Below are 25063 nucleotides of genomic sequence, written 5' to 3'. Positions count from 1 at the left end.
CGTCGTGGCTGGTCGCGCAGTTCCCCGCGCCCCTTGATGCCTACGGCCTCAGGGGCGCGGTCTCGGAAAAGTGCCCGAACCCGCGTAATGCCCACCCCCTCCGCCCCCTCTCCCTCATGCGCCTCCGCGCAGGAGCGGAGGTCGGAACGGAGAAGGAGGGCTTCGCATGGCTGGGTCGTCGAGGGCTGTCGCGGCGGTCGAGTGGCTCGTGGGGGTGGCGCCGGATCCGGCGGCGTGCCGGGAGGAATGGGAGCGGAATCCGCTCGGGGTGGCGCTGCTGCCCGCCGGGAAACAGTGGGACGTCCTGATCCTGCCGGGCGGCCTGGGCATGGCCACGCTCGACGTGCTGAGCCGGGTCATCGACCGGCCGGGCCCGGTGCTCGCGGACTTCGGCGACGCCCGGACGGGCTTCTTCGTGCCCGCCGGGACCGTGGCCCGCTGGCTCGGCACCGGTGTGCGCGGCGCCGGGCTCGGCACGTGGATCGTCGTGCCGTACCCGGGCCGCACCATCGGCGGGGTGCGCTGGGTGGTGCCGCCGGACGGCTCGGGCACGCTCACCGATCCGGGGCTGCTCGAACTCGCGATGCACGAGGCCGCGGCCCAACTCGCGCAGGAGGCGGAGGAGTAGAGCCGCGCGAACCCTTGACAAGCGAATTGGTCTGGACCAAATTAAGCGCACTCCGAGCGCTCCCTCGCGCCCGTCCCCCGCTCTGCCCCGCCCCGGAGGCCCCCATGGATCGGCCCAGACCCCGCACCCGTATACGCAGACGCGTCCTCACCGCCCTCACGGCCACCGCGCTCGCCGCCACCGGTCTCACCGCGCTGTCCGCCGCCCCGGCCGGCGCGGCCGACACCGAACTGGCCAGGAACGGCGGCTTCGAGTCGTCGCTCGACGGCTGGTCCTGCTCGGCGAACACCGGTGCCACCGTCACCTCGCCGGTGCGGACGGGCACGTCGTCGCTGCGCGCCACCCCGACCGCCGCCGACAACGCCCAGTGCGCGCAGACCGTCACCGTCAAGCCGGACTCGGCCTACACCCTGTCCGGCTACGTCCGCGGCAGCTACGTCTACCTCGGCGCGAGCGGCACCGGCACCACCGATGTGTCGACGTGGACCGCGTCGGCCCCGGACTGGCAGAAGCTGACGACGACGTTCCGTACGGGCCCGTCGACGACGAAGGTCACGATCTACACCCACGGCTGGTACGGCACGCCCGCCTACAACGCCGACGACCTCAGCCTCGTCGGCCCCGGCGCGCAGGCCCCGGCCCCGCCGACCGCCCCCACCGGGCTCAAGGTCGCCTCGGTGACCTCGACGAGCGTCGCCCTGTCCTGGACCGCCGTCCAGGGCGCGACGAGCTACGCGCTCTACGCCAACGGCACCAAGTCCCGCACGGTGAACGGCACCTCGACCACTGTCACCGGGCTCACGCCCTCCACCGCGTACAGCTATCAGGTGACGGCGGTCAACGACGCGGGCGAGTCCCCGAAGTCCGCGACGGTCACGGCGACCACCTCCAAGGGTTCGGAGGGCGGCGGCGGCACCTCCGACCTGCCCACCCACGCCCTGGTCGGCTACCTCCACGCGAGCTTCGCCAACGGCGCCGGCTACACCCGCCTCGCCGACGTCCCCGACAGCTGGGACGTCATCGACCTCGCCTTCGGCGAGCCCACCTCCGTCACCTCCGGCGACATCCGCTTCAACCGCTGCCCGGTCGCGGAGTGCCCCTCGGTCGAGTCGGACGCCGACTTCAAGGCGGCGATCAAGGCCAAGCAGGCCGCGGGCAAGAAGGTCCTCATCTCGATCGGCGGCCAGAACGGCCAGGTCCAGCTCACGACCACGGCCGCCCGCGACACCTTCGTCTCCTCCGTCTCGAAGATCATCGACGAGTACGGGCTCGACGGCCTCGACGTCGACTTCGAGGGTCACTCCCTCTCCCTGAACACCGGCGACACGGACTTCAAGAACCCGACCACCCCGGTCGTCGTCAACCTGATCTCCGCGCTGAAGACCCTCAAGGCCAGGTACGGCAGCAAGTTCGTGCTGTCGATGGCCCCCGAGACGTTCTTCGTCCAGAACGGCTACCAGTTCTACGGCAGCGGCAAGTGGGGCGGCCAGGACCCGCGCTGCGGCGCCTACCTCCCCGTCATCCACGCCCTGCGCGACGACCTGACGCTCCTGCACGTCCAGGACTACAACTCGGGTCCGATCATGGGCCTCGACAACCAGTACCACTCCATGGGCGGCGCCGACTTCCACATCGCCATGACCGACATGCTCCTCACGGGCTTCCCGGTCGCCGGTGACGCGAACAACGTCTTCCCGCCGCTGCGCCCCGACCAGATCGCCATCGGCATGCCCGCCACGACCAACGCGGGCAACGGCTACGTCTCCCCGGCCGAGACGAACAAGGCCCTGAACTGCCTCACCAAGAAGACCGACTGCGGCTCCTACGCCACCCACGGCACCTGGCCCGCGCTGCGCGGCCTGATGACGTGGTCGATCAACTGGGACCGCTTCGGCAACTGGGAGTTCCAGAAGAACTTCGACGCCTACTTCGGCTGAGGGCGCCGATGACCCACGCGGCGGCGCACAAGAGCACCGCCGCCAGACACCAGCTCCCCACCACGTCGACCGGCCAGTGATAGCCCTGCCGGACGAGCCCGAGGCCCACGGCCGCGTTCACCAGGACGCAGCCGTGGGCCGCCGCGCGTACCCGGTGCACCTGACGGAGCAGCAGGACGCAGAGCCCGTACGCGACCGTCGCCGTCGCCGCGTGACCCGAGGGGAAGAACCCCGTCTCCGGCGCCATCGGCGGCGGCCCGGGGCGGGCGAGCCAGGACTGGAGCGGGGCGACCAGGGCCGGGACGAGCGCCATCGTGACGAGCGCCGCGAGCACGGGGACGACGCGCCGGACGCGCCGGCCGACGTAGGCGAGCACCACGGCCAGGACCGGCAGCGCCACGGACGGATTGCCCAGGTCGGCGAAGAATTCGGCCGGTCCCGCGGGGATGCCGCTCGTGCGGATCGCGTCGCCGAGGCGTTCGTCGGGGGAGAGGAGCGGGCCGTCCACCGCGACCTGCCAGGTGAGCCCGGCGAGGGCGAGGAGCGCGAAGAGCGCCGGAAAGAGGAAAATGGTCGGCCGGCCCGGAACAGGGGGGGTGGTTCCGAGCCGGCCGAACTGACCGGTGTGCCGCACGCCCCGGGGGGTTTGGGGCGGGCGACCGTCCGATCGGTGAGGAGTTCCGGAGCCGGAAGCTCCGGGTGTGTGCGCGAGGGCACGACCAGGGCGGGGCTGGGGAGGCTCCGACCCGGTATCGCCCACAGTCCCCTGTGGGCGGGGTGTTTCTCTCATCTGCAGAAACCGTACGGCAGGGGACGGGGGGCACAACAGCGGCTTGGCCAACCTGCCATCGGCCCCCCACACCTTCTTCACACGGCCCGACCTCGGCACCGCCGCACCGAATGGACACCTGTGCGACCGTGCGCACCGGCGTCCCGGGATCACAGCGAGGCGAGAGCGCCCTCGATGATGTCGAGCCCCTCGTTCAGCAGGTCCTGCCCGATGACCAGCGGGGGCAGGAAGCGAAGGACGTTGCCGTAGGTGCCACAGGTGAGGACGAGAAGGCCCTCGGCGTGGCAGGCCTTGGCGAGCGCGGCGGTCGCCTCCGGGTGCGGCTCCTTCGTCGCCGGGTCCTTCACCAGTTCGATGGCAATCATCCCGCCGCGCCCACGCACGTCGCCGATGACGGAGAACTTCTCCGCCATGGACGACAGGCGCGCCTTCATCGTCTGCTCGATCTCCTTCGCGCGAGCGTTGAGATCCAGCTCCTTCATCGTCTCGATGGCACCGAGCGCACCCGCGCACGCCACCGGGTTTCCGCCGTAGGTGCCGCCGAGACCGCCCGCGTGCGCGGCGTCCATGATCTCGGCGCGGCCCGTCACGGCGGCGAGCGGCAGACCGCCCGCGATGCCCTTGGCGGTGGTGATCAGGTCGGGGACGATGCCCTCGTCCTCACAGGCGAACCACTGGCCCGTACGGCAGAAGCCGGACTGGATCTCGTCGGCGACGAAGACGATGCCGTGGTCGGCGGCGTACTGCCGGATCGCGGGCAGGAAGCCCTTGGCCGGCTCGATGAAGCCGCCCTCGCCGAGCACCGGCTCGATGATGATCGCGGCCACGTTCTCGGCACCGACCTGCTTGGAGATCTGGTCGATGGCCTGGGCGGCGGCCTCGGGCCCGGCGTTCTCGGCGCCGGTGGGCCAGCGGTAGCCGTACGCCACGGGGACGCGGTAGACCTCGGGCGCGAACGGGCCGAAGCCGTGCTTGTACGGCATGTTCTTCGCGGTCAGGGCCATCGTCAGGTTGGTGCGGCCGTGGTAGCCGTGGTCGAAGACGACGACGGCCTGGCGCTTGGTGTACGCGCGGGCGATCTTGACGGCGTTCTCGACGGCCTCGGCGCCCGAGTTGAACAGCGCCGACTTCTTCGCGAAGGTGCCCGGCGTCAGCTCGGCGAGCGCTTCGGCGACGGCCACGTAGCCCTCGTACGGCGTGACCATGAAACAGGTGTGGGTGAAGTCCTGGAGCTGGGCCGAGGCCCGGCGCACGACGGCCTCGGCGCTCGCGCCGACCGAGGTGACCGCGATGCCGGAGCCGAAGTCGATCAGACGGTTGCCGTCGACGTCCTCGATGATGCCGCGGTCCACCTTCGCGGTGAACACGGGCAGCGTGGAGCCCACGCCGGCGGCGACGGCCGCCACGCGGCGGGCCTGCAGCTCCTGCGACTTCGGGCCGGGGATGGCGGTGACGACGCGGCGCTCCTGCGGGATGTCGCTCATGCGGGGCTCCTGGTTCTGGCAGGTACGGGGGTTTCTCCGCAGGTTAGGTGCGGGATGAGGAGGGGGTCTTGCTCCATCGGGGTGAGATCGCGCGGGGCTGTTGTCCGCCTTGGACACATACCCGTGACGGCGCGCGGAACCCGGTGAGTCGCCCAAACAGTGAACTCCCCAGGCACGGGCACTACATTGAGCCCGGATTCACGCGCGGAGCACAGACGGACCGGCAGGTCAGGGGGCAAGGCCATGAACAGCGAGGGCATGCAGGGCACGGACGGCGCCGCCGGGGAACGCGGGCTTCCCCCCGGCAGCGCGGTACCGCCGCCGCGCCCCGCCCACGCACCGGGAGAGCAGCCCTCTTCCGCGGGCGCCACCTTTCTGACCTGGCTGCGCACCCCGCGGCCCGCCGCCCCGCCCGGCGTGTGGCGGTTCGGGCACCGGCCGCGCGCCGCCGAGGAGCCCGAGCGGACCCCGACCCGGCAGCTGCTCAGCGGCGCGCTCATCGCGTTCCTGGTGGGCTGGCTCGTCTGGTCGCTGCTGTGGAACGGCTACCTGGGCGGCTGGTGGCTGCTGCCCCTGTACGCGATGATCCCGGACTCCTGGGTCGACCCGCACTCGTTCACCTCGGTGATCGTCGTCTACCTCTACTACGGGATCTTCGCGGTCGGCATCGCGGTCGCGGTCGGCCGGCTCGGCCGCTGGGGCGAGGTCTGGCGGCGCTTCGGCTACCCCGCCTGGCGCTCGGCCGTGCCCGCGCAGCCGGAGCGCGCGCCCGCCCCCGAGGAGGACCCGGCCCAGTGGCCGCAGCTGCGCGAGGCCGGCGCCGTCGAGGCCGCCGAGCGGCTCGGGTCCGACGCCCGCGCCGGGCTCATGCGCGACGTCGACCACGCCCGGATCGCCCGCGCCTGGCAGGGCGTGAAGCGCGGCCGGCACAGCCTCGCCTCGTTCGCCGCCGCCGTCGCCAAGGACGGCGCCGCCGCCTGCCCGCACCCCTCCGGAACCCGCGACCTGCCCGCCCGCGCAGCCCGCCACGACCTCGCCACCGCCCAGGTCAGGATCGGCACCGCCGCCGACGACGTCCGCAACCCCTACGCCTACCGGGGCGTCGGCCTCGCCCTCGGCCCCGACCTGCTCGGCACCTCCCTGCTCGCCGTCGGCCCGCCCGGCGCGGGCAAGACCGGCAGCCTCGTCTGGCCGCTCACCGAGTCCCTGTGCCTGGGCGCCCTCGCCGGACGGACCGCCGTGGTCGTCGTCGGGGCGGCGGGCGCGGGCCTCGGCTCGCAGGACACCTACGACGTCGTCGTCCGCGTCGGACAGGCCGACTCCGTCTACGACCTCGACCTGTACGGCGGCACCAGCGACCCCGACGAGGCCGCCGCCGTGCTCGCCGAGGCGCTCGTCGGCGACCTCGCCGACCCGCACCCCAGCGGGGACAGCCGCCGCTCCACGACCGTCCTCGCCCAGCTCCTCGGCCCCTACCACGCGGTCCACGGCCGCTTCCCCTCCGTGCCCGAGCTGCGGCAGCTGCTCGACGGCTCGCCCGTCGCGCTCGGCGCGCTGCGCACCGCGCTCACCGAGGCGGGGCACCAGGCGATGCTCCGCGAGCTGGACGCCCGCGAGCGGCAACTGGCACACCCCGGCGACGTCGGCGCCGTGCTCGCGGACCGGATCGCGCTGCTCGACCGCCCGGCCTTCGCCCCCTTCTTCGACACCTCCGGCGCCACCCGGCCCTTCTCGCTGCGCGCCCTCGACCACCCCGTCCGCGTCCGCATCGACCTGCCCGAACGCGGGCACGCAGACGCCTCCCGCATCCTCGCGCGGCTCCTCCTCGCCCAGTTCATGACCAGCGTCGCCGTCCGCGAGGACCGCTCCCTCTTCGCCTGCCTGGTCTTCGACGACGCCACCGGGGTGATCACCCCGCAGGCCGTCCGCGGCCTTCAGCGGCTGCGCTCCGCCAACGCGGGCGCCGTCCTCACCCTGCGCACCCTCGACGACGTGCCCCGCCCGCTGCGCTCCCCGCTGCTCGGCTCCGTCGGCTGCCGCATGGCCCTGTCCGGGCTCACCCCCTGGGACGGTCAGGACTTCGCCGAGGTCTGGGGCAAGGAATGGACCGAGGCCCGCGACGTCACCGACCGGCAGATCATCGCCGAAACCCCGGCGGGCAAGGCGCTGCACGCCATAAGGAGGGTGATCACCGGGCGGGCGCCGACCGCCCGCGCCGTCACCGTCCGCCAGGTCGAACGCGAACGCTGGTCCGCCTCCGACCTCGCCCACGCCGTCCCGCCCGGCCACGCCGTCCTCTCCCTCACCACCGTGCGCGGCGAACACGCACCGCCCCTCCTCGTGGAGCTACGGACCTGAAAGCGGCCTGAGAACCATGGGGGCGGCCAACCGTGGTACGTACGGTGAGGCAGAATCGGCACTGGTCGTTCATACGGACCGGCCAAAAGCTTCACAAGCCCGGTGCTCCCCCCATGTACCTCCCGCCCACCTGAAGGCCCCATGCCGCCCACGCTCGCCTCGCTCGTCCACCACTCGTCGCTCAAACTCACCGTGCGCGCGGGCGAGAACCACCTGGACACCGCCGTCCGCTGGGCCCACGTGAGCGAACTCGCCGACCCCGTCCCCTACATGGAAGGCGGCGAACTCCTCCTCATCACCGCCCTCAAACTGGACGCCGACGACCCCGAGGCGATGCGGCGGTACGTGAAACGGCTGACCGGCGCGGGCGTCGTCGGCCTCGGCTTCGCCGTTGGCGTCAACTACGACGCCGTACCCGACCCACTCGTCCGGGCGGCCGAGGAAGAGGGCCTGCCCCTGCTCGAAGTACCGCCCCGCACCCCCTTCATCGCCATCAGCAAAGCCGTCTCCGCCGCCATCGCCGCCGACCAGTACCGGGCCGTCACCACCGGATTCGCCGCGCAGCGCGAACTGACGAAGCAGGCGCTCAGCGAAGGCCCCGAAGGACTCCTCTCCGTACTCGCCGGGCAGGTCAACGGATGGGCCGCGCTCTACGACGCGTCCGGCGCCGTCGTCGCCACCGCCCCCGAATGGGCGGGGCGCCGCGCCGCCCGGCTCACCGCCGACGTCGAACGGCTGCGGGAGAGGCCCGCGCCCGCCAGCGCCGTCGTCGCGGGCGGCGCCGACGACCGCGTCGAACTCCACTCCATCGGCACCGGCCGCCGGGCCCGCGCCGCCCTCGCCGTCGGCACCGCCGCCGCCCTCGGCACCGCCGAACGCTACGCGCTGCACTCCGCCATCGCCCTGCTCACCCTCGTCACCGAACGCTCCCGGGCGCTGTACGCGGCCGAACAGCGGATCGGGGCGGCGGTGCTGCGCATGCTCCTCGCGGGGGAGCCGGATCATGCGCGGGCCGTCGCGGGGGACCTGTACGGGGCCCTGCTCGACGCCCCCTTCCGGATGGTGGCGGCGGAGGCCACCGCGCCGCCGCCCAACGGGGTGGCCGCGCCCACCGTGGCCCCCGCCGGGCAGGGGCGGGCGTCGCTGCTCGGCGAGGCGATGACCGGAGCCTCCGGGGACCCGCTCTCCGTCCTCGCCGACGTCGTGGAGTCGGCGGCGGCGCGTGCGGGCGAGGCGGTGCTCGTCGTCCCCGACGGGGGGCGGACCGTGCTCCTCGTCGTCGACGGGGGAGCGGCGGCCGACGCGTGCGTCCAGTACGCCGAGGTGCTGGAGGCGACCCGGTCGGACGGGTCCGCCTCGGACGAACTGGTCATCGGCTTCTCGGCGCCGGCCGGGCCGATCGCCGCGGTCAGCGCGTTCAAGCAGGCCGAACAGGCGTTGTCCGTCGCGCGGCGGCGGGGGCGGGTGCTCGTGGAGCACGAGGACGTCGTCGCCGGGTCCGTGCTGCCCCTGCTGGCGGACGACGCGGTGCGGGCGTTCGCGGACGGGTTGCTGCGGGCGCTCCGCGATCACGATGCGACGGGGCGGGGGGATCTCGTCGCCTCGCTGCGGGCCTGGCTTTCGCGGCACGGGCAGTGGGATGCGGCCGCGGCGGATCTCGGGGTCCACCGGCACACCTTGCGGTACCGCATGAGGCGGGTCGAAGAGATCCTGGGCCGCTCCCTCGACGACCCCGACGTCCGCATGGAACTCTGGCTCGCCCTCAAAACAACCGGCGTATGACACCCACCGAGGTCCCCGGCCGCGGGTCGCGTCGTGGCTGGTCGCGCAGTTCCCCGCGCCCCTGAAGGCATGCGGCTCCGCCGCGCCTTCCCCCGCCGGGGTCTGAGATGACGCACGAAGTGCGCATCTCAGGGGCGCGGGGAACTGCGCGAGCAACCACGACGGTGGCGCGCACGGAGCGGCGACGTAGGGCCCCCGCGGCGGGAAGCCGGGGTCGCTGCTCGGGCTCATAGGCCGATCCGGCGAAGTGTCCGCCCCGACCACTCCGCCCCGGCCAACTCATCCCCCACCCGGCCACCCCTACCGTGAGGTCACAGGAAACCCCGCACTCGGAAAGGCCGGTACACGACATGACCGCCGCCCACACCCCCTTCTGGCTCGCCGGCCGCCAGGCCACCGGGGACGCCGCCTTCGACGTCACGAACTCCTACGACGGCCGGCTCGTCGGCACCGTGAGCGTCCCGACGGAGGCCCAGGTCGAGGAGGCGGTGAGCGCCGCGCACGCGATCCGCGAGGAGTTCGCCGCGACCCCGGCCCACGTCCGCGCCAAGGCGCTGAACCACGTCGCGGACCGCCTCACGGAGCGGACGGAGGAGATCGCGCGGCTGATCTCCGCCGAGAACGGCAAGCCGATCAAGTGGGCGAGGGGCGAGGTGGGCCGCGCGGTGAGCGTGTTCCGGTTCGCCGCCGAGGAGGCCCGGCGCTGGAACAGCGGTGACGCCCAGCGTCTCGACACCGACCAGGGCGGCACGGGCCGCCTCGCCCTGACCCGCCGTATCCCGAAGGGCGTCGTCCTCGGCATCGCCCCGTTCAACTTCCCGCTGAACCTGAGCGCCCACAAGGTCGCCCCGGCGATCGCGGTCGGCGCCCCGATCATCCTGAAGCCGGCCCCGGCGACCCCGCTCTCCTCGCTGCTGCTCGGCGAACTGCTGGCCGAGACGGACCTCCCCGCGGGCTCGTGGTCGGTGCTGCCCGTCCCGAACGACCGGATGCCCGCCCTGGTCCAGGACGAGCGCCTGCCCGTCATCTCGTTCACCGGTTCGGGCCCCGTCGGCTACGCGATCATGGACAGCGTTCCGCGCAAGCACTGCACGCTCGAACTGGGCGGCAACGGCGCGGCGGTCGTCCTCGCCGACTACGCCTCCGAGGCCGACCTCGACTGGGCGGCGGGCCGCATCGCCACCTTCTCCAACTACCAGGGCGGCCAGTCCTGCATCTCTGTGCAGCGCGTCATCGCGGACGCGGCCGTGTACGACCGGCTGCTCCCGAAGATCGTCGCCGCCGTCGAGGCGCAGGTCACCGGCGACCCGGCCGACGACGCCACGGACGTGGGCCCGCTCGTGAGCGAGGACGCCGCCAAGCGCGTGGAGGCGTGGGTGAGCGAGGCCGTGGACGCCGGCGCGAACCTCCTCGCGGGCGGCAAGCGCGACGGTGCCAGCTACGCGCCGACCGTCCTGACCGACGTACCGGAGAACGTGACGATCGCCTGCGAGGAGGTCTTCGGGCCGGTCCTCACCGTCACGAAGGTCGAGGGGGAGGACGCCGCCTTCGCCGCGGTCAACGACTCCAAGTACGGCCTGCAGGCGGGCGTGTTCACGCACGACCTCCAGGCGGCGTTCCGCGCCCACCGCGCCCTGGAGGTCGGCGGCGTCGTCATCGGTGACGCCCCGTCCTACCGTGCCGACCAGATGCCGTACGGCGGCGCCAAGCAGTCCGGCGTCGGCCGCGAGGGCGTCCGTTACGCGATGGACGACTACACGTACGAGCGGGTCCTCGTCCTGACCGGGCTCGCCCTGTAACCACCGCGAAGTAACCACCGCGAACGGCCGACGGCCCGAGCCCGCTGTGCGGGGGCTCGGGCCGTTCGGCAGGGCGGGCCGGGTGACGCGGGGGCTGGCCGACTTGGGCCGGATCGGGTACATACGATCCAGTAGCACCAGCCGGTAACGGACCGGTCCGGTGCCCCCGACGCGCGGCGAGGTGAACCTCATGTCCGCAACACCACAGCCCCGGGCCAAGGTCTCCGAACGGGAGGCGCGGCAGGTCGCCGAGGCCGCCCGCGAGCAGGACTGGCGCAAGCCCAGCTTCGCGAAGGAGCTGTTCCTCGGCCGGTTCCGGCTCGACCTGGTCCATCCGCACCCGCTGCCGGCCGACGCGGACGCGCGGCGCGGCGAGGCGTTCCTCGCCCAGCTCAGGGACTTCTGCGAGACGAAGATCGACGCGGCCCGCATCGAGCGCGAGGCCAGGATTCCCGACGAGACGGTCAACGGGCTCAAGGAGCTCGGCGCGTTCGGCATGAAGATCGACACGAAGTACGGCGGTCTCGACCTGACGCAGGTGTACTACAACAAGGCGCTCGCCCTGGTCGGCTCGGCCAGCCCCGCCATCGGAGCACTGCTCTCGGCGCATCAGTCGATCGGCGTACCGCAGCCGCTGAAGATGTTCGGCACCCAGGAGCAGAAGGACGCGTTCCTGCCGCGGTGCGCACGCACCGACATCAGCGCCTTCCTGCTGACCGAGCCCGACGTGGGCTCCGACCCCGCGCGCCTCGCCACCACCGCCGTGCCCGATGGCGACGACTACGTCCTCGACGGGGTCAAGCTGTGGACGACGAACGGGGTGGTCGCGGACCTCCTCGTCGTCATGGCGCGCGTCCCGAAGTCCGAGCACCACCGGGGCGGCATCACGGCCTTCGTCGTCGAGGCCACCGCCGAGGGCGTCACCGTCGAGAACCGCAACGCCTTCATGGGCCTGCGGGGCCTGGAGAACGGTGTCACCCGCTTCCACCAGGTCCGGGTTCCGGCCGCCAACCGGATCGGGCCCGAGGGCGCGGGCCTGAAGATCGCCCTCACCACGCTCAACACCGGGCGGCTCTCACTGCCCGCGATGTGCGTCGGCGCCGGGAAGTGGTGTCTGAAGATCGCCCGCGAATGGTCGGCGGCGCGTGAGCAGTGGGGCAAACCGGTCGCGTTCCACGAGGCGGTCGGCGCGAAGATCTCCTTCATCGCCGCCACCACGTTCGCCCTGGAGGCGGTCCTCGACCTGTCCTCCCAGATGGCCGACGAGGACCGCAACGACATCCGCATCGAGGCCGCCCTCGCCAAGCTGTACGGCTCCGAGATGGCCTGGCTGATGGCCGACGAACTCGTCCAGATCCGCGGCGGACGCGGCTTCGAGACCGCCGAGTCCCTCGCGGCGCGCGGCGAACGCGCCGTCCCCGCCGAACAGATCCTCCGCGACCTGCGCATCAACCGCATCTTCGAGGGCTCGACGGAGATCATGCATCTGCTGATCGCCCGCGAGGCCGTCGACGCGCACCTCTCCGTGGCCGGTGACCTGATCGACCCGGAGAAGTCCCTGACGGACAAGGCGAGGGCGGGCGCCAAGGCGGGCGGCTTCTACGCCAAGTGGCTGCCGAAGCTCGTCACCGGTCCCGGCCAACTCCCGCGCTCGTACGCCGAGTTCCACCCGGAGGGCCACCCGGACCTCGCCACGCACCTGCGCTACGTCGAACGCTCCGCCCGCAAGCTTGCCCGCTCCACCTTCTACGCCATGTCCCGCTGGCAGGGCCGCATGGAGACCAAACAGGGCTTCCTCGGCCGCATCGTCGACATCGGCGCCGAACTGTTCGCCATGAGCGCGGCCTGCGTCCGCGCCGAACTCCTGCGCACCACCGAGGACCACGGCCGCCAGGCCTACCAACTCGCCGACGTCTTCTGCCGGCAGGCCCGCATCCGCGCCGACGCACTCTTCGAACGGCTGTGGACCAACACCGACGACCTGGACCACAAGGTCGTCAAGGGTGTCCTCGGCGGCGCCTACACCTGGCTGGAGAGCGGCGTCGTCGACCCGAGCGGCGAAGGCCCCTGGATCGCCGACGCCACCCCTGGCGAGACGAAGCGGGAGAACGTCCACCGCCCGATCCGCTGACGCTCGGGTCCTCCGTGTCGGGCTCCGTGTCGGTCTCCGCGTCGGCCTCCGTGTCGGCCTCCGTGTCGCGTGGGACGGGTCGCCGGTGGAGCCCGGCGATCCGTCCTTACGACACCGGGGGCCGTAGGCACGAAGGCCCGTTCCCGCTGTGGGCCGGCGGCGAATCTCGGCCATTACGTCCGCTCCCTGACCCGATGACGCCGGGTCCCCGGACCCCGTACGGGCGCATCCGGGGGCACCCTGTCAACCTCACAGGAAGCCGGGGCGACAATAGGGGGATGACCGACAGCCCATCGCCGCTCGCCGATCCGCACCTCGTCTTCGACCCCGCGCCCGGCGACGCCCCCAGGGACATCGTTGTGCTCGGCTCGACGGGATCGATCGGCACGCAGGCCATCGACCTCGTGCTGCGCAATCCGGACCGCTTCCGCGTCACGGCCCTCAGCGCCGCGGGCGGCCGGGTCGGCCTCCTCGCCGAGCAGGCGCACCAGCTGCGCGTCCGCACCGTCGCCGTCGCCTGCGAGGACGTCGTCGGCGCGCTGCGCGAGGCGCTGGCCGAGCGGTACGGGGCCGGGGAGCCGCTCCCCGAGATCCTCGCGGGGCCGGACGCCGCCACCGAGGTCGCCGGCCGCGGCGACTGCCACACGGTCCTCAACGGCATCACCGGATCGATCGGCCTCGCGCCGACGCTCGCCGCCCTCGAAGCGGGCCGCACCCTCGCCCTCGCCAACAAGGAGTCGCTGATCGTCGGCGGCCCGCTGGTGAAGGCGCTCGCCAAGCCGGGCCAGATCATCCCGGTCGACTCCGAGCACGCCGCCCTCTTCCAGGCGCTCGCCGCGGGCACCCGCGCCGATGTGCGCAAGCTCGTCGTCACGGCGTCCGGCGGCCCGTTCCGCGGCCGGACCAAGGCCGACCTGGCGCACGTCACCGTCGAGGACGCGCTCGCGCACCCCACCTGGGCGATGGGCCCGGTCATCACGATCAACTCGGCGACCCTGGTCAACAAGGGCCTGGAGGTCATCGAGGCGCACCTGCTCTACGACATCCCCTTCGACCGCATCGAGGTCGTCGTCCACCCGCAGTCCTACGTGCACTCCATGGTCGAGTACACCGACGGCTCCTCGATCCTCCAGGCGACGCCGCCGGACATGCGCGGCCCCATCGCCATCGGCCTCGGCTGGCCCGAGCGGATCCCCGACGCGGCGCCCGCCTTCGACTGGACGAAGGCGTCGAGCTGGGAGTTCTACCCCCTCGACAACGACGCGTTCCCGTCGGTGAACCTGGCCCGCCATGTCGGGCAGCTCGCGGGCACGGCCCCGGCGGTGTTCAATGCCGCCAACGAGGAGTGCGTGGACGCCTTCCTGAAGGGCGCCCTGCCGTTCAACGGGATCATGGAGACCGTCACCCGGGTCGTCGAGGAACACGGCGCCCCTTCCGTGACGGGGCCGGGAACTTCCCTGACCGTCGCGGACGTCCTCGAAGCGGAGACCTGGGCACGCGCCCGGGCACGTGAACTGACCGACCGGGACGAGGCAGCCGCGGAGGCTCGTGCATGACGACCTTGATGATCATCCTCGGCGTAGTCGTCTTCGTGGTGGGCCTGCTCATCTCCATCGCCTGGCACGAACTCGGCCACCTGTCGACGGCGAAGATGTTCGGCATCCGCGTCCCGCAGTACATGGTGGGCTTCGGACCCACCCTGTTCTCGCGGACGAAGGGTGAGACCGAGTACGGCGTCAAGGCGATCCCGCTCGGCGGCTACATCCGCATGATCGGCATGTTCCCGCCCGGCGAGGACGGCCGGATCGAGGCCCGCTCGACCTCCCCGTTCCGCTCGATGGTGGAGGACGCGCGCGCCGCCGCCTTCGAAGAGGTGAAGCCCGGCGACGAGACCCGCCTCTTCTACACCCGCAAGCCGTGGAAGCGCGTCATCGTGATGTTCGCGGGCCCGTTCATGAACCTGATCCTCGCGATCGGCCTGTTCTTCACGGTCCTGATGGGCTTCGGCATCACCCAGCAGACGACCGCCGTCGAGTCCGTCTCGAAGTGCGTCATCCAGGCCAGCGACCGGCGGGACACCTGCAAGGCGTCCGACCCGCAGTCCCCGGCCGCCGCCGCGGGCCTGAAGGCCAAGGACAAGATCGTCTCGTTCGACGGGGTCACCACGGACAAGTGGAACGTCCTGTCCGACAAGATCCGCGAGAGCGCCGGCAAGACCGTACCGATCGTCGTCGAGCGCGACGGACAGCGGAAGACGCTGACCGCGAAGATCGCCACCAACACGGTCGCCAAGAAGGACGCCGGCGGCCAGATCACCGACGGCTACGTCAAGGCCGGCTTCCTCGGCTTCACCGCCGCCACCGGCGTCGTCCACCAGGACTTCGGCTCCTCCGTGACCTGGATGGGCGACCGCGTCGGCGACGCCGTCGACTCCATCATCGCCCTCCCGGCGAAGATCCCGGCCCTGTGGGACGCCGCGTTCGGCGACGGACCGCGCGACCAGGACTCCCCGATGGGCGTGGTCGGCGCGGCCCGCGTCGGCGGCGACATCGCCGCGCTCGACATCCCGGCGACGCAGAAGGTCGCGATGTCGTTGATGCTGGTGGCAGGCTTCAACCTGTCGCTCTTCCTGTTCAACATGCTGCCGCTGCTGCCGCTCGACGGCGGCCACATCGCGGGCGCCCTGTGGGAGGCGCTGCGGCGCAACCTCGCCCGCGTCTTCCGCCGCCCCGACCCCGGCCCCTTCGATGTGGCGAAGCTCATGCCGCTCGCGTACGTGGTGGCCGGGATCTTCGTCTGCTTCACCATCCTCGTCCTCATCGCCGACGTGGTGAATCCGGTGAAAATCTCCTGATCCCGTGGCACATGAGGCGGCCGGGCACCCTATGTGCCCGGCCGCCCCTCTTTGGGTGGATGTACGGGGCGCAGTGTGCTCGGGCGCGCGCCGGTGACGTAATCTCGGAAGCCTCTGGACTCGATCCTCGATCCACACCTTGGGGTTGCACAGCAGATGACTGCGATTTCACTCGGCATGCCGGATGTACCGCTCAAGCTCGCCGAGCGGCGCAAGAGCCGGCAGATCCAGGTCGGCACGGTCGCCGTCGGCGGTGACGCCCCGGTCTCCGTGCAGTCGATGACGACGACACGTACGTCCGACATCGGAGCCACCCTCCAGCAGATCGCCGAGCTGACCGCCTCCGGCTGCCAGATCGTGCGCGTCGCCTGCCCGACGCAGGACGACGCCGACGCGCTGCCGATCATCGCCAAGAAGTCGCAGATCCCGGTCATCGCCGACATCCACTTCCAGCCGAAGTACGTCTTCGCCGCCATCGAGGCGGGCTGCGCGGCCGTCCGGGTCAACCCCGGCAACATCAAGCAGTTCGACGACAAGGTCAAGGAGATCGCCAAGGCGGCCCGCGACCACGGCACCCCCATCCGCATCGGGGTCAACGCGGGCTCCCTCGACCGGCGCCTGCTCCAGAAGTACGGCAAGGCGACGCCCGAGGCGCTCGCCGAGTCCGCGCTGTGGGAGGCGTCGCTCTTCGAGGAGCACGACTTCCGCGACATCAAGATCTCGGTCAAGCACAACGACCCCGTCGTCATGGTCAACGCGTACCGGCTGCTCGCCGAGAAGTGCGACTACCCGCTCCACCTCGGGGTGACCGAGGCCGGGCCCGCCTTCCAGGGGACCATCAAGTCCGCCGTGGCCTTCGGGGCGCTGCTCTCCGAGGGGATCGGCGACACGATCCGGGTCTCGCTCTCGGCTCCGCCGGTCGAGGAGATCAAGGTCGGCAACCAGATCCTCGAATCCCTGGGGCTGCGCCCGCGCCGCCTGGAGATCGTCTCCTGCCCCTCCTGCGGGCGTGCGCAGGTGGACGTCTACAAGCTGGCGGAGGAAGTCACCGCCGGTCTCGACGGTATGGAGGTGCCGCTCCGCGTCGCCGTCATGGGCTGCGTCGTGAACGGGCCCGGTGAGGCCCGTGAGGCCGATCTCGGTGTCGCCTCCGGCAACGGCAAGGGGCAGATCTTCGTCAAGGGCGAGGTCATCAAGACCGTTCCCGAGTCGAAGATCGTGGAGACGCTGATCGAGGAGGCGATGAAGATCGCCGAGCAGATGGAGAAGGACGGGGTGGCCTCCGGCGAGCCGTCGGTGGCCGTCGCGGGCTGATATCGGCTCGGGCCCGCCGTTTCGCTTTTGCGCGCGCTCGTCTGGCGGGTTCGTCCCGTCGGGCGAGCGCGTTCCGCTCCGCGGGGCCGGCCGTTTCCCCTCGCGTCTGCCCCCTCCGCGCCGTCTTCGGCCGCGGGTTTCGTCGTGGCTGGCCGCGCAGTTCCCCGCGCCCCTGAGACGCGCACTTCGTGCGCCGCCTCAGGGCCCCATGCGCACCCGGGGGGGGCGCCCCACCGGAGAGGCCGCGGCGCAGCCGCAGCCCTCCAGGGGCGCGGGGAACTGCGCGGCCAGCCACGACGGCGCCGCGGGCGCGAGGGGGCCGGGGCGGGGCAGGGCGGCCGCGCCGGGAGGCGTCCCCCGCGCGTGGAATCGCCGACGCGGGGCACACGGGTGCGGGCCGCACCCCGGGCGGCGCCCGAGGCACAGGCGGCTCAAACCACCGGCAGGTACAGTGCGGAGATCAGCAGCCCTGCCCGAGCCCCGCTGAACCCCCGGCCCCGCCCCAGCCCACCCGCCCAGCCAAAAGGCACTGCCCGTGTTGACTCAGACCACCACCCGGGTCCTCGAACCGAGTGACCTGGACGCCGCGCTCGCCGTGCTGGACCGCGAGCCCGTCGCCAACGCCTTCGTGACGGCCCGCGTCCGCATCGCGGGCCTGGACCCGTGGCGGCTGGGCGGCGAGATGTGGGGCTGGTACGAGGACGGCATGCTGGAGTCGCTCTGCTACGCGGGCGCGAACCTGGTCCCGATCTGCGCGACGGACCGCGCGGTCCGCGGCTTCGCCGACCGGGCGCGCCGCGCGGGCCGCCGCTGTTCGTCGATCGTGGGCCCGGCGGAGCCGACCGCCCTGCTGTGGCGGCTCCTGGAGCACAGCTGGGGCCCGGCCCGCGACGTGCGCCCGCACCAGCCGCTGATGGTGACGGACCGGATGCCCGCCGACATCGCCCCGGACCCGTACGTCCGCAGGATCCGCAAGGACGAGATGGACGCGATCATGCCGGCGTGCGTGGCGATGTTCACCGAGGAGGTCGGGGTGTCGCCGACGGCCGGTGACGGCGGCCTGCTCTACCAGGCGCGGGTCGCGGAACTGGTCGGCTCGGGCCGCTCCTTCGCCCGCCTCGACGAGCACGGCAAGGTCATATTCAAGGCCGAGATCGGCGCCGCGACCGAGCAGGCGTGCCAGATCCAGGGCGTGTGGGTGGCGCCCGAGTACCGGGGCCGCGGTCTCGCCGCCCCGGGCATGGCGGCCGTTCTGCGGTACGCCCTCGCGGACGTCGCCCCCGTCGTCAGCCTGTATGTCAACGACTTCAACACTCCGGCCCGCGCCGCGTACCGCCGGGTGGGGTTCGAAGAGGTCGGCGAGTTCATGAGCGTCCTGTTCTGAGGCCGCACAGGGGCTGTCGCCCCGCCCCGGGCTCCCCGGGGTACCCTCCGGGCATGCCGCACCGGAACCGTACGGACGACACCGCCGTGACCATCGGCCCCCTCGACCTGCAGGCCCGCGTCGACGAGGCGCTCGCCGTCCAGGCGCACGCGTTCGGCCTGAGCGACGAGGAGATCGCCGTACGCCGCCAGATCGTGCTGCGCCACATCACGTACGCGGGGGCCCGCGCGCTCGGCGCGACCACGGAGAGCGGCCGGCTGGTCGGCTTCGTCTACGGGATGCCGAACGACCGCACCCACTGGTGGTCGACGGTCGTCGAGCCGTATCTGCGTGCCCGCACCCTCGACCACTGGCTGGACGACTCGTTCGTCATCACCGAGCTGCACGTGCACCCCGGCTACCAGAACCGCGGCGTCGGCCGCCGCCTGATCACCACGATCACCGACGGCGCCACCCAGCCCCGTTCGATCCTCTCCGCGATCGACTTCGACAGCCCGGCCCGCGGCCTCTACCACTCCCTCGGCTACGAGGACCTGGCCCGCCAGGTCCTCTTCCCGAGCGCCCCGAGGCCGTACGCGGTGATGGGCGCCCCGCTCCCGCTGCGCCGCTGACGGGAGCACCGGACCGGAACCGATTTCCGGCGGCGCCCACCGCCCGGCTAACCTCCTGAGCACAACCCTTTCGTCGCAGGAGTCAAGAATCATGGCCAAGGTCCAGGTCCAGCGCATGTCCCGGTTGATGGTGAAGACCCTGCGCGACGACCCTGCGGACGCCGAGGTGCTGAGCCACAAACTCCTGGTCCGCGCCGGTTTCGTGCGCCGTACCGCCGCGGGTGTCTGGTCCTGGCTGCCGCTCGGCCGCCGGGTCTACGCCAACGTCGAGCGCGTCGTCCGCGAGGAGATGGACGCCATCGGCGCCCAGGAGGTCCTCCTCCCCGCCCTCCTGCCCAAGGAGCCCTACGAGGCGACGGGCCGCTGGGAGGAGTACGGCGCCGAGCTGTTCCGCCTCAACGACCGCAAGGGCGGCGACTACCTCCTCGGCCCGACCCACGAGGAGATCTTCACCCAGCTGGTCAAGGACCAGTGCACGTCCTACAAGGACCTGCCGGTGATCCTCTACCAGATCCAGACGAAGTACCGCGACGAGGCGCGCCCCCGCGCGGGCATCCTGCGCGGCCGTGAGTTCCAGATGAAGGACTCGTACTCCTTCGACCTGACCGACGAGGGTCTCGCCGAGTCCTACGCCCTGCACCGCGCCGCCTACCAGCGCATCTTCGAGCGTCTCGGCCTCGACTACCGCATCTGCGCCGCGACCGCGGGCGCCATGGGCGGCTCGAAGTCGGAGGAGTTCCTCGCCCCGGCCGGCGCCGGCGAGGACACCTTCGCCGACTGCCCGAACTGCGACTACGCGGCCAACACCGAGGCCGTCACATACCCTCTGAAGCCGGTCGAGGCGACCGACGCGCCCGCGCTCGAAGAGATCCCCACGCCCGACACCCCGACCATCGAGACGCTCGCCGCGTACCTGGGGGTCCCGGCGTCGGCCACGCTGAAGAACCTCCTGGTCAAGGTGGACGGCGAGATCGTCGCCGTCGGCGTCCCCGGTGACCGCGAGGTCGACATGGACAAGGTCGAGGCGCACTTCTCCCCGGCCGCCGTCGAGCTGGTCACGGCCGAGGACTTCGAGGGCCGCGACGACCTGGTGCGCGGCTACGTCGGCCCGCAGGGCCTGGAGAAGGTCACCTACCTCGCCGACCCGCGCGTCGCCCCCGGCACCGCCTGGATCACCGGCGCCAACAAGGACGGCGTCCACGCGAAGAACGTCGTCGCGGGCCGGGACTTCGAGGTCTCCGCGTACGTCGACGTCGTCGTGGTCGAGGAAGGCGACCCGTGCCCCAAGTGCGGTACGGGCCTGAAGCTGGACCGCGCCATCGAGATCGGCCACATCTTCCAGCTCGGCCGCAAGTACGCCGACGCCTTCCAGCTCGACGTGCTCGGCCAGAACGGCAAGCCGGTCCGCGTCACCATGGGCTCCTACGGCATCGGCGTCTCGCGCGCCGTCGCCGCCCTCGCCGAGCAGCACGCCGACGACAAGGGCCTCATCTGGCCCGAGGAGATCGCCCCGGCCGACGTCCACGTCGTCGCGGCGGGCAAGGCGCTCCAGACCGAGCTGGCCCTGGAGGTCTCCGAGAAGCTGGCCGAGGCCGGTGTCCGCGTCCTCGTCGACGACCGCCCCGGCATCTCGCCCGGCGTGAAGTTCACCGACTCCGAGCTGATCGGCGTGCCGAAGATCCTGGTCGCGGGCCGCCGCAGCGCCGACGGCGTCGTGGAGCTGAAGGACCGCCGCACCGGCGAGCGCGAGGAGCTGACGGTCGAGGAGGCCGTGGCCCGCCTCACCGCCTGAACGAACGAGTGACACAGAGCGGCGCCCCGGGTTCTCGAACCCGGGGCGCCGTCCGCGTATCGCCGACCTCCTACAGCCAGCCCGCGAACTCCAGCAGGTTCTCGCCGTCCCGCTCACGCCCCACGCGCAGCGCCCGCACCCCGGACTCGACCGCCCGGAACAGCGTCCAGCCGCGCAGCCGCTCCTGGTCCACGTCGAGGGACTCGGCGAGGCGCTTCACCCGGCGGCGCGTGATCGCGGGTCCGGACGGGGAGCCGATCAGGTCCTCGACACGGTCGCGCACCAGGCGGGCCAGGTCGAAGGCGCGCTCGCCGACGACCGGGTCGGGGCCGATCGCCAGCCACGGCATCCGCTCGCCGGACAACACCTTGGACTGCCGGAACGTGCCGTGAAGCAGCCGCACCTCGGGCTCCTCGGCCACCAGGGTCGCGCGGGCCTCAAGCGCCGCCTCGACCAGCGGCGCGACCTCGGGGAACGCGGCCACGCCCGCCCGCATCGCCGTCGCCTGGCGGCCCGTGCGCTCGGGCACCGTCTCGCAGTTGCGCCCGGCCGGCGGCTCCGTCCACAGGCGGCGCAGCGTACCCGCCGCCTCCAGGAGCGCCTTCGCCTCCGGCAGCGTCCGCACGGAGACCTCGGGGTGCAGCCGCTCCAGGAGCAGCGCCCCGTCGTTCATCCCGGGATCGAGCAGACGCACCGCGCCGAAGCCGTCCCACCGCGTGAGCGCCGCGCGCTCCGCCTCGGGACGGAACCGCTCCGGGGCCAGCTTCAGTACCGCGGGCGAGCCGTCCGCCGTACGGACGTGGGCGACCAGGCTGCTGCGCCCGCCCGGCAGGTGCACCCGCTCGACGGTCACCTCACGCCGGGCCGCCGCCTCGGCGAGCAGGGCCTCGACCCGGCCGAGCCAGGACGTCGCCCCGTCGTCGCGCACCTCGCCGAGCGCGTTCACCAGCCGCTGCGGAGGTTCGAAAGCCATGCGCGAGAGATCCCTTCCACACCAACTGCCCGGCCGCTGAGGAAACAGCGACCGCACCACTTGCCCGGCCGCCGAGGAAACAGCGACCGCGTCACTTGCCCGGCCGCCGAGATACAGCGACCGCTTACGTACGCGGCGCCGCCGAGGAGGACGCGGAGGGCACCGCGGCCCGTTCGGCGAGCCCAGGGAAGGCTACGCTCCCGCCGCGCCAGCGCACCGCACGGACCGCCGCCTCGCGCAGCGCGTCCGCCGCGGCACGGCGCCGCTCGCCGTCCGCCGCGCGGACGAGGTCCGAGTAGACGCCGGCCACCTTGTCCTCGATGTCGGCGGCGAGCCGGGCCGCCGCCGCCGAGTCCGGCACCGGGAACGGCAGCGCGTACGCCCCCGCGGACTCCTCCGGCGCGCCGCCCAGGCCCCGTACCGTGCGCCGCAGTTCGTCCCGGCGCGCGCGGTGCGCGTCGTACGCCGCCTTCGCCTCGGTGCGCCGCCCCTCGCGGACCCGGCCGCCGACGACCCCGTAGCCGTAGACCGCCGCGTGCTCGGCGCGCAGGGCCGCCTGCACCGCCGCCAGCAGCTCCTTGTCGCTGTCCTTGCCGCTCATCCCCGTCAGCCTTCCGTCAGCAGGTACGCGTGCCCGGCACCGGCCGCCGCCACCGAGGCCAGCAGGCGCGCCTCCTCGGGAGGCGTGCCGGAGTCGGTGAGCGCCGTCATCCGGCGGTCCGACAGGGCCCGCTCGGCCGCCGCGAGCGCCTTCAGCACGTCCTTCTCGGCGACCGGGGGAGTGGTCGCGGAGGGGGTGAGCGCCTTCGGCCTCGCGGCGCCGCCGAACGCCTCGACGTGCCGCCCGACCTCCTCGCGCAGCGGGCCGAGCCGCGTCGCGAGCGAGGGGTGCGCGGCGAGCGCCTGGTCGTACTGGCCGAGGAGGTCGGCGCTCTCGCGGGCCGCCCGCGCCCGGACCCGCTTCCCCTGCGAGACGGAGGGCGCGCCCTGGGCGCCGTCGTCGTCGCCGCTCGAACAGCCGGTCAGGAGCGCGGCCCCGGCGAGGGAGGTGAGCAGGGTCCTGCGGCGTGGCCCCCGTGGGGCCTGGGTGGTGAGCGGCACGGGCGGTCGTCCTCGGCAGACTGGGGGCGGTGGCGGCACGACCGGGACGGCGCGGCCGGTGATCACCGTACCGCCGCCCCACGGCCGGTGGACCGCAACACCCCCCTGGACCGGATACCCTTTGACCTGACGCGCATGGAATGCCGACACACCACAACAGCACACGCGGCCGAGGAGTCACCCGGATGAGCACGACCCAGAACGAGAGGCTGCGGGAACTACTGGAACCGCTCGTCAGCTCCCAGGGGCTCGACCTCGAAGAGATCGAGATCGCCTCGGTAGGACGCAAGCGGGTGCTGCGCGTCGTCGTCGACTCCTACGAAGGGGCCGACCTCGACAAGGTCGCCGATGTGAGCCGCGCGCTCTCGGCGAAGCTCGACGAGACGGACGCCATGGGCGACGGGGAGTACGAGCTGGAGGTCGGGACGCCGGGCGCCGAGCGCGCCCTCACCGAGCACCGCCACTACGTCCGCGCGACGGACCGCCTCGTCAAGTTCCAGCTGAGCGACGACTCCGAGCTGGTCGCGCGCATCCTCGAGGTCGACGACGACGGCCTCGACCTCGAAGTACCGGGCGTGAAGGGCCGCAAGGCCACCGCCCGACGGCTCGCCTTCAGTGACATCGCCAAGGCGCGGGTCCAGGTCGAGTTCAACCGTAAGAACAAGAACGACGCATCAGAAGCAGAGGAGGCGTAGCCGTGGACATCGACATGAGTGCCCTGCGGGGTCTGGTCCGGGAGAAGGAGATCTCCTTCGATCTGCTGGTCGAGGCGATCGAGTCGGCCCTCCTCATCGCCTACCACCGCACCGACGGCAGTTTCCGCCGCGCGCGCGTCAAGCTGGACCGTGAGAGCGGCCATGTGACGGTGTGGGCGACGGAGGACCCGGCGGACCTCGAAGAGGGCCAGGAGGCCAAGGAGTTCGACGACACCCCGTCCGACTTCGGCCGCATCGCCGCCACCACCGCCAAGCAGGTCATCCTGCAGCGCCTGCGCGACGCGCAGGACGACGCGACGCTCGGCGAGTACGCGGGCCGCGAGGGCGACATCGTGATGGGCGTCGTCCAGCAGGGCCGCGACCCGAAGAACGTGCTGGTCGACATCGGCAAGCTGGAGGCGATCCTGCCGGTGCAGGAGCAGGTGCCGGGCGAGGAGTACCCGCACGGCATGCGTCTGCGCTCGTACGTCGTCCGCGTCGCCAAGGGGGTGCGCGGCCCGTCCGTGACCCTGTCGCGCACGCACCCCAGCCTGGTGAAGAAGCTCTTCGCCCTGGAGGTGCCGGAGATCGCCGACGGCAGCGTCGAGATCTCCGCCATCGCCCGTGAGGCCGGCCACCGTACGAAGATCGCCGTGCGGTCGACGCGCAGCGGGCTCAACGCCAAGGGCGCGTGCATCGGCCCGATGGGCGGCCGCGTGCGCAACGTGATGGGTGAGCTGAACGGCGAGAAGATCGACATCGTCGACTGGTCGGACGACCCGGCGGAGATGGTGGCCAACGCGCTCTCCCCGGCCCGCGTCTCCAAGGTCGAGGTCGTCGACCTGGGCGCCCGCTCCGCGCGCGTGACGGTCCCCGACTACCAGCTCTCCCTCGCCATCGGCAAGGAGGGGCAGAACGCCCGGCTCGCGGCCCGGCTCACCGGCTGGCGCATCGACATCCGCCCGGACACCGAGCAGGGCGCGGAATAAATCCGGGCGCTCCGCGCTTGGACCACGACAGTATGTGACGGCGGACGCGAGACCGCCTGTGACAAGAAACAGCCGTTCGATTCTTGCCCCGAAAGGGGTGAGGTCGGTACGGGGAGGTAGACTTAAGCGTGTCTGGCCGGACGCATGCCCGCGCATGCCCTGAGCGAACCTGTGTGGGATGCCGGGAGCGAGCGGCCAAGAGCGATCTGCTGCGGATCGTGGTGATCGAGGGCCGGTGTGTCCCCGATGATCGCGGTACGCTGCCCGGCCGGGGTGCCTATGTGCACCCCGCCCTGGTCTGTCTCGACCTGGCGGTCCGCCGCCGGGCGTTCCAGCGGGCTTATAAGGCCCCTGGACCGTTCGACACGGAGGCGCTCCGCCACCGAGTCGAGCAGGCGACACCGTAAGAAGCGCCGCACGGAGCCCCCGTGCGGCCCTGGT

20 protein-coding genes are annotated in these 25063 nt (G+C 72.3%); 15 read left to right on the top strand and 5 right to left on the bottom strand.

Annotation, left to right across the window (positions count from 1 at the left end; translation table 11 throughout):
- Nucleotides 1-166 precede the first annotated feature (166 nt).
- Together C1N81_RS16560 and C1N81_RS16555 are read left to right on the top strand one after the other, a co-directional pair.
- A complete protein-coding gene (locus tag C1N81_RS16560; protein WP_394429840.1) occupies nucleotides 167-628 on the top strand; it encodes a hypothetical protein in 462 nt (153 codons plus the stop codon).
- A 104-nt stretch (nucleotides 629-732) separates the two neighbouring features.
- The gene (locus C1N81_RS16555) at nucleotides 733-2565 is read left to right on the top strand and encodes a chitinase (protein WP_394429838.1); all 1833 of its coding nucleotides are present in this window, start codon (nucleotides 733-735) and stop codon (nucleotides 2563-2565) included.
- Here C1N81_RS16555 and C1N81_RS16550 read toward each other — a convergent pair.
- The gene (locus C1N81_RS16550) at nucleotides 2504-3199 is read right to left on the bottom strand and encodes a phosphatase PAP2 family protein (protein ID WP_394429836.1); all 696 of its coding nucleotides are present in this window, start codon (nucleotides 3197-3199) and stop codon (nucleotides 2504-2506) included. The genes C1N81_RS16555 and C1N81_RS16550 overlap by 62 nt on opposite strands.
- A gap of 305 nt (nucleotides 3200-3504) precedes the next feature.
- A complete protein-coding gene (gene gabT / locus C1N81_RS16545; RefSeq protein WP_394429834.1) occupies nucleotides 3505-4839 on the bottom strand; it encodes a 4-aminobutyrate--2-oxoglutarate transaminase in 1335 nt (444 codons plus the stop codon).
- Between the two features lie 243 nt (nucleotides 4840-5082).
- Here gabT and C1N81_RS16540 point away from each other — a divergent pair, with 243 nt between their 5' ends.
- The 10 genes from C1N81_RS16540 (at nucleotide 5083) to C1N81_RS16495 (ending at nucleotide 20864) form a co-directional block, all read left to right on the top strand.
- The gene (locus tag C1N81_RS16540; RefSeq protein WP_394429832.1) at nucleotides 5083-7197 is read left to right on the top strand and encodes an ATP-binding protein; all 2115 of its coding nucleotides are present in this window, start codon (nucleotides 5083-5085) and stop codon (nucleotides 7195-7197) included.
- A gap of 141 nt (nucleotides 7198-7338) precedes the next feature.
- Nucleotides 7339-8979 (top strand): PucR family transcriptional regulator, encoded by a 1641-nt coding sequence (locus tag C1N81_RS16535; RefSeq protein WP_394429830.1) that lies wholly within the window; start codon nucleotides 7339-7341, stop codon nucleotides 8977-8979.
- Between the two features lie 350 nt (nucleotides 8980-9329).
- Nucleotides 9330-10778, top strand: coding sequence for an aldehyde dehydrogenase family protein (locus C1N81_RS16530; protein ID WP_394429828.1), 1449 nt, complete (start codon nucleotides 9330-9332; stop codon nucleotides 10776-10778).
- Nucleotides 10779-10968: 190 nt separating this feature from the next.
- Nucleotides 10969-12909, top strand: a complete 1941-nt coding sequence (locus tag C1N81_RS16525; protein WP_394429826.1) for an acyl-CoA dehydrogenase family protein — start codon at nucleotides 10969-10971, stop codon at nucleotides 12907-12909.
- Between the two features lie 278 nt (nucleotides 12910-13187).
- Nucleotides 13188-14465, top strand: a complete 1278-nt coding sequence (gene dxr, locus C1N81_RS16520) for a 1-deoxy-D-xylulose-5-phosphate reductoisomerase (RefSeq protein ID WP_394429824.1) — start codon at nucleotides 13188-13190, stop codon at nucleotides 14463-14465.
- A complete protein-coding gene (locus tag C1N81_RS16515; RefSeq protein WP_394429822.1) occupies nucleotides 14462-15763 on the top strand; it encodes a M50 family metallopeptidase in 1302 nt (433 codons plus the stop codon). The genes dxr and C1N81_RS16515 overlap by 4 nt, the downstream gene beginning before the upstream one ends.
- Nucleotides 15764-15919: 156 nt before the next feature.
- Complete coding sequence (gene ispG, locus C1N81_RS16510; protein ID WP_394429820.1) at nucleotides 15920-17077, top strand: flavodoxin-dependent (E)-4-hydroxy-3-methylbut-2-enyl-diphosphate synthase; 1158 nt, start codon at nucleotides 15920-15922, stop codon at nucleotides 17075-17077.
- A 535-nt stretch (nucleotides 17078-17612) separates the two neighbouring features.
- Nucleotides 17613-18461 carry a GNAT family N-acetyltransferase gene (locus C1N81_RS16505; RefSeq protein ID WP_394429818.1) on the top strand — a complete coding sequence of 283 codons (849 nt, stop codon included), beginning with the start codon at nucleotides 17613-17615 and terminating at the stop codon, nucleotides 18459-18461.
- A 53-nt stretch (nucleotides 18462-18514) separates the two neighbouring features.
- Nucleotides 18515-19072, top strand: coding sequence for a GNAT family N-acetyltransferase (locus tag C1N81_RS16500; protein ID WP_394429816.1), 558 nt, complete (start codon nucleotides 18515-18517; stop codon nucleotides 19070-19072).
- 91 nt (nucleotides 19073-19163) lie between these two features.
- The gene (locus C1N81_RS16495) at nucleotides 19164-20864 is read left to right on the top strand and encodes a proline--tRNA ligase (RefSeq protein ID WP_394429814.1); all 1701 of its coding nucleotides are present in this window, start codon (nucleotides 19164-19166) and stop codon (nucleotides 20862-20864) included.
- Between the two features lie 70 nt (nucleotides 20865-20934).
- Here the strand turns inward: C1N81_RS16495 and C1N81_RS16490 are convergent, their stop codons facing one another.
- The 3 genes from C1N81_RS16490 to C1N81_RS16480 form a co-directional block, all read right to left on the bottom strand.
- Nucleotides 20935-21837: an aminoglycoside phosphotransferase family protein gene (locus C1N81_RS16490; RefSeq protein ID WP_394429812.1), complete on the bottom strand. Its 903-nt coding sequence runs from the start codon at nucleotides 21835-21837 to the stop codon at nucleotides 20935-20937.
- A gap of 124 nt (nucleotides 21838-21961) precedes the next feature.
- A complete protein-coding gene (locus tag C1N81_RS16485) occupies nucleotides 21962-22438 on the bottom strand; it encodes a ferritin-like domain-containing protein (RefSeq protein ID WP_394429810.1) in 477 nt (158 codons plus the stop codon).
- Nucleotides 22439-22443: 5 nt separating this feature from the next.
- Nucleotides 22444-22938, bottom strand: a complete 495-nt coding sequence (locus C1N81_RS16480) for a hypothetical protein (RefSeq protein ID WP_394429808.1) — start codon at nucleotides 22936-22938, stop codon at nucleotides 22444-22446.
- Nucleotides 22939-23123: 185 nt separating this feature from the next.
- Between C1N81_RS16480 and rimP the strand changes: the two genes are divergently transcribed.
- The 3 genes from rimP (at nucleotide 23124) to C1N81_RS16465 (ending at nucleotide 25029) form a co-directional block, all read left to right on the top strand.
- Nucleotides 23124-23633, top strand: a complete 510-nt coding sequence (rimP, locus tag C1N81_RS16475) for a ribosome maturation factor RimP (RefSeq protein WP_394429806.1) — start codon at nucleotides 23124-23126, stop codon at nucleotides 23631-23633.
- A gap of 2 nt (nucleotides 23634-23635) precedes the next feature.
- Nucleotides 23636-24622 carry a transcription termination factor NusA gene (gene nusA, locus C1N81_RS16470; RefSeq protein ID WP_394429804.1) on the top strand — a complete coding sequence of 329 codons (987 nt, stop codon included), beginning with the start codon at nucleotides 23636-23638 and terminating at the stop codon, nucleotides 24620-24622.
- Nucleotides 24623-24750: 128 nt separating this feature from the next.
- Entirely contained in the window at nucleotides 24751-25029 is a 279-nt protein-coding gene (locus tag C1N81_RS16465; protein WP_394429802.1) for a YlxR family protein, read from the top strand.
- Nucleotides 25030-25063 lie beyond the last annotated feature (34 nt).

Source organism: Streptomyces sp. SGAir0957 (assembly GCF_043523415.1).
This window is presented reverse-complemented; position numbering and strand designations above follow the sequence as displayed.

Coding starts and splice junctions, on each gene's coding strand:
- C1N81_RS16560 (WP_394429840.1), top strand. CDS start 167: ATGGCTGGGTCGTCGAGGGCTGTCGCGGCGGTCGAGTGGCTCGTGGGG.
- C1N81_RS16525 (WP_394429826.1), top strand. CDS start 10,969: ATGTCCGCAACACCACAGCCCCGGGCCAAGGTCTCCGAACGGGAGGCG.
- C1N81_RS16500 (WP_394429816.1), top strand. CDS start 18,515: ATGCCGCACCGGAACCGTACGGACGACACCGCCGTGACCATCGGCCCC.
- C1N81_RS16495 (WP_394429814.1), top strand. CDS start 19,164: ATGGCCAAGGTCCAGGTCCAGCGCATGTCCCGGTTGATGGTGAAGACC.
- rimP (WP_394429806.1), top strand. CDS start 23,124: ATGAGCACGACCCAGAACGAGAGGCTGCGGGAACTACTGGAACCGCTC.
- C1N81_RS16485 (WP_394429810.1), bottom strand. CDS start 22,438: ATGAGCGGCAAGGACAGCGACAAGGAGCTGCTGGCGGCGGTGCAGGCG.
- C1N81_RS16555 (WP_394429838.1), top strand. CDS start 733: ATGGATCGGCCCAGACCCCGCACCCGTATACGCAGACGCGTCCTCACC.
- ispG (WP_394429820.1), top strand. CDS start 15,920: ATGACTGCGATTTCACTCGGCATGCCGGATGTACCGCTCAAGCTCGCC.
- C1N81_RS16535 (WP_394429830.1), top strand. CDS start 7,339: ATGCCGCCCACGCTCGCCTCGCTCGTCCACCACTCGTCGCTCAAACTC.
- C1N81_RS16490 (WP_394429812.1), bottom strand. CDS start 21,837: ATGGCTTTCGAACCTCCGCAGCGGCTGGTGAACGCGCTCGGCGAGGTG.
- gabT (WP_394429834.1), bottom strand. CDS start 4,839: ATGAGCGACATCCCGCAGGAGCGCCGCGTCGTCACCGCCATCCCCGGC.
- dxr (WP_394429824.1), top strand. CDS start 13,188: ATGACCGACAGCCCATCGCCGCTCGCCGATCCGCACCTCGTCTTCGAC.
- C1N81_RS16530 (WP_394429828.1), top strand. CDS start 9,330: ATGACCGCCGCCCACACCCCCTTCTGGCTCGCCGGCCGCCAGGCCACC.
- C1N81_RS16540 (WP_394429832.1), top strand. CDS start 5,083: ATGAACAGCGAGGGCATGCAGGGCACGGACGGCGCCGCCGGGGAACGC.
- C1N81_RS16515 (WP_394429822.1), top strand. CDS start 14,462: ATGACGACCTTGATGATCATCCTCGGCGTAGTCGTCTTCGTGGTGGGC.